At 44.8% G+C, this 5,686-nt stretch carries 2 protein-coding genes and 2 pseudogenes; 2 read left to right on the forward strand and 2 right to left on the reverse strand.

The features are described 5' to 3' along the window. Positions 1–401 precede the first annotated feature (401 nt). Entirely contained in the window at positions 402–1,061 is a 660-nt protein-coding gene (locus tag BN93_RS11165; protein WP_019188402.1) for a hypothetical protein, read from the reverse strand. 1,337 nt (positions 1,062–2,398) lie between these two features. Continuing rightward, a pseudogene (locus BN93_RS16940) lies at positions 2,399–2,539 on the reverse strand (transposase); the annotation flags it as partial. A gap of 477 nt (positions 2,540–3,016) precedes the next feature. On the opposite strand from BN93_RS16940, the gene ftcD reads away from it, so the two are divergent. Together ftcD and BN93_RS11175 are read left to right on the forward strand one after the other, a co-directional pair. Next, positions 3,017–4,717 (forward strand): glutamate formimidoyltransferase, encoded by a 1,701-nt coding sequence (gene ftcD, locus BN93_RS11170; protein ID WP_019188406.1) that lies wholly within the window; start codon positions 3,017–3,019, stop codon positions 4,715–4,717. 119 nt (positions 4,718–4,836) lie between these two features. Next, a pseudogene (locus BN93_RS11175) lies at positions 4,837–5,686 on the forward strand (urocanate hydratase); the annotation flags it as partial.

Here is a 5,686-nt window from a genome sequence, read left to right on the forward strand (position 1 = left end):
ATTGGATGCTTACAGAAATAATAGGAAACAAAAGCAGCATACGTTTCTATAACGTAGCTGCCCTATTCGTTAGAACTCCCATTGACGGCCATGCTATCAATGGGAGTTCTACTTTTTTAGGGAGTTATGCTTTTAGGTTGACAACAATACGACAGACGTTAGAACATCCTGTGCGAGACGAACACGGAACAATGCGACCATTAAAATTAAACGGGTCAACCTAACGCCAAGCCCCCACTTTAAAGCTAATTCTAAAACAACGTGGAATTTGCAGAACCTGCCTTAAATAGGCTGTAATAATCCGCAAAAGTGGATTATACAGCAACAAGAAGCCTTCGTTTAGTCCTAAACAGGGGTCAACAACAGGCTAAACCCCATAGGGTGCCAGCCCGATTTTGTGTCTATTTCGTCTCCAACAATATTTTCTTCTTGCCTTGGCGCGCCTCAAAATATGGGTATTCGTCGCGCAAACAGATGTCATCGTAAACAAAATCCGCCACAACAGTATCGTTACCATCGGGCAAAATAAGTCCCATCTTACCATCTTTCTGCGCAATAATGGGCATTAAGCACAAGTCGTCCACATACGTATAGCAACGGCGTAAGAAGTCGTACTTGGGCGAAACAAGCACATTTCCGTCGCCATCATTAATGCCAAACTTGCCGTCTACCTCCACAACTTCGTGATAGCGCAGGTATTTCGACTTGATGCGATTAAGGTAATACACCATTTTTCGCCTGTTGTTAACCAACGTTAGTAAATAATCGAACGTGTCGCAGTAGTTAGCCATAGCCCTCGTTAGCACGATTTTGAAGTCGAGTCCGCTTGTAACCTTCCTGTTAAGGTCGATATATCTGGCAATGGCCACTTCCTTTTCAGGTATCGACAAAGTGGAAAGCTGTGCCTCAAACTTGTTCATGATGTCCTTGCTACCCGACATTCCTTTTATATATCGATGAATTTGGCGGCCCATCTCATCACAGACAAATTTGTCAATACGTTCCTCTTCGATTGGGTCTACATACGTTGCTTCGAAGTTTTCAAGTGTAATTCGTTCCATGATTATCTCCTTTTTCACAAAGGTATCACATTTATTTAGGTTTCCCAACGGATTAAACATTTTTTAATGATAAAGATATCAAGATACACTGGTCATCATTGTTCACAAAACGAACAGCAAAAGGAACACACGATGTGAACCTCGTTCACAGACTTATAATGAAGTGGGCTGACTTTTAATCTTTCTTTAAATAGAGGGAAGAGTTTCTCATCTTAGTGGTGCCAACACAAGATAAACACTCCTTTTATATACGAAGTGCATCACACAATCAACTCACTGGCTTACAAAATCACGAAAACCCAACAACTCCCGAATACATCAACTCATCAATTTTCAAACTCAAGAATTGCTAACCCCATCAACTTAGAAACCCATCAACTCATAAGCCCACAAAACCATCAACTCACAAACTCAACAACTCATAAACTCACAAAACCATCAACTTTCAAACTCATCAACTCATAAGCTCGAAAAGCATCTATTCACAAACTCATCAACTTTCAAACTCAACAACTCACCACCCCATCAACGTGAAATCTTAAATTATTATTTTTTATTTTACAATACCACTCTATTTCTCATTCTATTCTAGCCAAACCGTTAGTCTAAAAGTAGGCAAATTATCACTATTTCTAACCTTTCGCGCCTTTCTTCTTGTCCATTTTTAAGAATACGAAGTGCATGTAGCACCATTTTACCTTTCTAGTTTGGTTGCTGGCTCGGATTTTTTCAAGCTCAATTACCCGCTTTTACCCTCCTAAACCCCACTTTTTAGCTGCCATTTTGCCCTTTCTAGCCCTATTTTTAATGGTTCGGAAGGCTTTTATCTATCGCATTGCGGTGTATTTTTATGCTTTTTTGTTCGCATTTTGCACCATTTCGAACTGCATTTTGCACCATTTTGCACTGCATTTAGCACCATTTTGCACTGCGTTTAGCATCAAAACGCACTGCGTTTAGCGGCAAAACGCAGTGCATTTAGCGGCATATTGCACTGCATTTTGCAGCAAATAGCACCTAAAATGGTGCAAACGACGGTTTCCTTAAATAAAAATACATCTCGTCTGCATTTATTTCCAATCCCTTTTTCATCAAAACCAACCTTCGCGAGAATCGATTTTTTGCGACAAGGTGGACGATTGGTGAATGAAAAGGCCACTCAGGATGTTAAATTTCCCACCTAAAACTTGACAAAAAAAACGATTACTCCGCGTACACGCGTATGGGAAACGGCACGGAAAGTACGTACGCTTACGACTGCCAGCGCGAGCGGTTGCAGGGCATCCTGCTCACAGGCAACGGAAACAGAATCATGAAAACGAAGAAGTAATCTGTCATTGGCAACCAGTTTTCAACTTGTAGAGAATGCTTTGAATAACTTCCGTCTGGTCACCTTTTGAGACATAACCACGTTTTGCCACAGACAGATGGGGCAAGGTTTCAAGGATTATTGTATCTTTATCAAGTACTTCGTACATGAGAGGAGTGTTTATCTTGCTTTAATTTTCGCAACAAAAATAATAAACTCCGCTCAATTGATATTATAGAAATGCTAAAAGTCAAGATGACTTCAGCGTTACATTCCGCATAAGGAAGAATGGAAATGCCAATAAACTAGAATTGATGCTCGTTACACTTGAACGCATAAACGAGGGCAAATAAGTTATAACCAAACAAAGGAAGGCCGATTTATCAACGTGTTTCTGCACATATCAATTTGCATGCAACATTGCGCATAGCGAAACAAAACGATTAGCCGAAAACAAAATATGAGGCATTACGACACGCCTAGGGCTAACATAACAACAATTAGAAAAGTGCGGCTGCATACAGTCGCACTTTTTTAGGCAAATAAATGCCCGAAAAAGGCGCACATTAGTAAATTAATTCATATATTTGTGCTTGTCTTACAAAATACCGATATTGATACTAACGTTTAACAGATACATTCTAACATGAACAATGTAAAGCAACTTGTAGAGTGTGTGCCTAATTTCAGCGAAGGCCGCAACATGGAAATCATTAACCAGATAACCAGTGTTATCAAAGAGGTTAAAGGTGTTAAACTGCTCGATGTAGACCCAGGAGAGGCCACCAACAGAACGGTGGTAACCTTTGTGGGTTGCCCAGACGTGGTGGTTGAGGCCGCATTCTTGGCCGTGAAAAAAGCAGGAGAACTTATCGACATGCGCCAACATCACGGCGCACACCCACGAATGGGTGCCACCGACGTGCTGCCACTCATCCCCGTGGCTGGCATAACGCTCGAAGAATGTGCCGAATTGGCACGCAAATTGGCCAAACGCATCGCCGACGAGCTGCAAATTCCTTGCTATTGCTACGAGGCTGCTGCCTTCACACCCGAAAGACAAAACCTAGCCGTATGTCGACAAGGCGAATACGAAGCACTCGCCGAGAAACTGACTACCGAAGGGAAACAACCCGACTTTGGGGCACGCCCCGTTGACGAACGTGTTCAACGTACAGGCATTACCGCTGTTGGTGCGCGTAATTTCCTCATCGCAACCAACTTTAACCTGAACACAACCTCAACACGCCGTGCCAATGCCATCGCTTTCGACGTGCGAGAGAAAGGCAGACCCGTTCGTGAAGGAAACCCTATAACAGGAAAAATCAAGAAAGACGAGAACGGGAAAACCATCAATCAACCAGGAACGCTTAAAGCGACAAAGGCAATTGGCTGGTTTATCGATGAGTACGGCATTGCCCAAGTATCAATGAACATTACCAATATCGACGTTACCCCACTCCACATTGCTTTCGACGAAGTGTGTCGTTGCGCACAAAATCGAGGGATAAGGGTTACAGGAACGGAGATTGTTGGACTTATTCCCAAACGCACACTCGTCGAGGCTGGCAGATATTTCTTGGAAAAACAAAACCGTTCTACTGGCATTCCCGAAGAAGATGTTATCAAGATTGCCGTTAAGTCAATGGGACTAGACGACCTCAAACCATTCAATCCACGCGAAAAAGTGATTGAATACCTTTGCGAAGAAGAAGTCAATAAAAAGCTAGTAGACCTCACTGTGGAAGGTTTTGCCAAAGAAACATCGCGCGAATCGCCTGCTCCTGGCGGTGGAACTATCTCTGCTTACATGGGCGTTTTGGGTGCCGCTTTGGGTGCAATGGTTGCCAACCTTTCGAGCCATAAGCCCGGATGGGACGATCGCTGGGAAGAGTTTAGCCATTGGGCAGACAAAGGACAGGAGATGATGCGCAACTTATTGCACCTTGTAGACGAAGACACGGAGGCCTTCAACCGCATTATGGCAGCCTTCGGACTACCCAAGAAGACCGATGCCGACAAACAAGCGCGTACCGATGCCATACAAGCCGCCACACTTTATGCTGCACAAGTGCCATTGCAAACGATGAAAGAGTCGTTCCGCGTCTTCGAGTTGTGCAAGGCAATGGCCGAAACTGGCAACCCCAACAGCGTGTCCGATGCAGGCGTTGGCGTCTTGGCCGCTCGCGCTGCCGTGCTGGGAGCTGGCATGAACGTGAAGATTAATGCCGGTTCGCTTATCGACAAAGAGGTGAGCAACAAACTTATTGCCGAGGCAAACGACCTTATCGCAAAAGCTAATACAGCCGAAACAGAGATTGTTGCCATCGTAGAATCAAAACTATAATGCGTTTGCAGGTGGGCTTTTTGCCTGCCTGCATTTCGCCTTTATGCGCTAAACGGTGCACAAGGTGTAACCGCTACACCTTATATATAAGTAGGTAAGAATAAAACTAACCAACCACTATGACCCTTCAAGAATTCCAAGCAGACCTCCGTGGTGGTATTCCCCACGTGCTGCCCGAACCACAAGCTTACGACAATAGCGTAAGTCATGCCCCAAAAAGAAAGGACATCCTTTCGGCAGAAGAAAAGAAATTGGCACTAAGAAACGCGTTGCGCTACTTCCCCAAAGAACTACATGCACAGCTGTTGCCCGAATTTACGCAAGAGCTGAAAGACTATGGCCGCATTTACATGTACAGGCTGCGCCCGCGTTATGCCATGCACGCTCGTCCGATAAACGATTATCCGCACCATAGCACGCAGGCTGCAGCTATCATGATGATGATACAAAACAACCTCGACCCTGCCGTGGCGCAACACCCACACGAGCTTATCACTTACGGAGGTAATGGTGCCGTATTCCAAAACTGGGCACAATATCGACTCACCATGCAGTATCTTAGCGAGATGACCGACGAGCAAACACACGTAATGTATAGCGGACATCCCTTAGGTTTGTTCCCCTCACACCCTAATGCACCACGCGTTGTGGTAACAAACGGCATGGTTATCCCCAACTATTCTAGGCCCGACGATTGGGAAAGGTTCAATGCGCTGGGCGTAAGTCAATACGGACAAATGACCGCTGGCAGCTATATGTACATCGGTCCGCAGGGCATCGTGCACGGAACAACCATCACCGTGCTTAACGCAGCACGCAAAGTGTTCGGCAAAGAGAAAAACCACAAGATGCCACTCTTTGTGTCATCAGGTCTTGGTGGCATGTCTGGTGCTCAACCAAAGGCTGGAAACATCGCCGGCGTAGTAAGTGTTGTGGCCGAGATTAATCCTCATGCGGCAGAGAAACGCC

This window comes from Prevotella conceptionensis 9403948 (genome assembly GCF_000312305.1).
Taxonomy (GTDB): domain Bacteria; phylum Bacteroidota; class Bacteroidia; order Bacteroidales; family Bacteroidaceae; genus Prevotella; species Prevotella conceptionensis.